We start from the raw sequence: 1,594 nt of genomic DNA, 5'->3' as shown, positions 1-1,594 counted from the left end.
ACGACCTCGCCAAGGTCGGCCGGTACAAGATCAACAAGAAGCTCGGCGTCGACTCCGAGATCAACCAGGGCACCCTCACCGAAGAGGACATCGTCGCCACGATCGAGTACATCGTCCGGCTGCACGCCGGCGAGGTCGCGATGCCCGGGGCGAACGGCGAGGTCGTCGTCGAGACCGACGACATCGACCACTTCGGCAACCGGCGCCTGCGCACCGTCGGCGAGCTCATCCAGAACCAGGTCCGCCTGGGTCTCGCCCGCATGGAGCGCGTGGTCCGCGAGCGCATGACCACGCAGGACGTCGAGGCGATCACGCCGCAGACCCTGATCAACATCCGCCCGGTCGTGGCGTCGATCAAGGAGTTCTTCGGCACCTCGCAGCTCTCGCAGTTCATGGACCAGACCAACCCGCTGGCCGGTCTGACGCACAAGCGGCGTCTGTCCGCGCTCGGCCCCGGCGGTCTGTCGCGTGAGCGCGCCGGCTTCGAGGTCCGTGACGTGCACCCGTCCCACTACGGCCGCATGTGCCCGATCGAGACGCCGGAAGGCCCGAACATCGGCCTCATCGGCTCGCTGTCGTCCTACGGCCGCGTGAACTCGTTCGGGTTCGTCGAGACGCCGTACCGCAAGGTCGTCGACGGCCGGGTCAGCGACGAGATCGACTACCTGACCGCCGACGAGGAGGACAGGCACGTCATCGCGCAGGCCAACACGCCGCTGCGCGCCGACGACACCTTCGCCGAGGACCGCGTCCTGGTCCGCCGTAAGGGCGGCGAGCTGGAGTTCATCCGGCCGACCGAGGTCGACTACATGGACGTCTCGGCGCGCCAGATGGTGTCCGTCGCGACCGCCATGATCCCGTTCCTGGAGCACGACGACGCCAACCGCGCGCTGATGGGCTCCAACATGCAGCGCCAGTCGGTGCCCCTGCTCAAGAGCGAGGCCCCGCTGGTCGGCACGGGCATGGAGTACCGCGCCGCCACCGACGCCGGCGACGTCATCACCGCCGAGAAGGCGGGCGTCGTCGAGGAGGTCTCGGCCGACTACGTCACGGTGATGAACGACGACGGCACGCGCACGACCTACCGCGTGGCGAAGTTCAAGCGCTCCAACCAGGGCACCTGCTTCAACCAGAAGCCGATCGTCCGTGAGGGTGACCGCGTCGAGGTGAACCAGGTCGTCGCCGACGGTCCCTGTACCGACAACGGCGAGATGGCCCTGGGCAAGAACCTGCTCGTGGCGTTCATGCCGTGGGAGGGCCACAACTACGAGGACGCGATCATCCTGTCCCAGCGCCTGGTGCAGGACGACGTGCTCTCCTCGATCCACATCGAGGAGCACGAGGTCGACGCGCGCGACACCAAGCTGGGGCCGGAGGAGATCACCCGGGACATCCCGAACGTGTCGGAGGAGGTGCTGGCCGACCTGGACGAGCGGGGCATCATCCGCATCGGTGCCGAGGTCGTGCCGGGCGACATCCTGGTGGGCAAGGTCACGCCGAAGGGTGAGACCGAGCTGACCCCCGAGGAGCGGCTGCTGCGCGCGATCTTCGGTGAGAAGGCGCGTGAGGTGCGTGACACCTCGCTGAAGGTGCC

Annotated in this window: 1 protein-coding gene; it reads left to right on the top strand. The window is 67.9% G+C overall.

Annotated elements, in window-relative coordinates; genetic code table 11:
* Positions 1-1,594 (top strand): DNA-directed RNA polymerase subunit beta (gene rpoB / locus AB0M95_RS40945; RefSeq protein WP_363777170.1); only part of this gene is annotated, 1,594 nt, incomplete at both ends.

It is taken from the genome of Sphaerisporangium sp. NPDC051017 (assembly GCF_040683095.1).
GTDB lineage: Bacteria > Actinomycetota > Actinomycetes > Streptosporangiales > Streptosporangiaceae > Sphaerisporangium.
The sequence above is the reverse complement of the archived record's forward strand: the minus strand, read 5'-3'. Positions and strand labels throughout refer to the sequence as shown.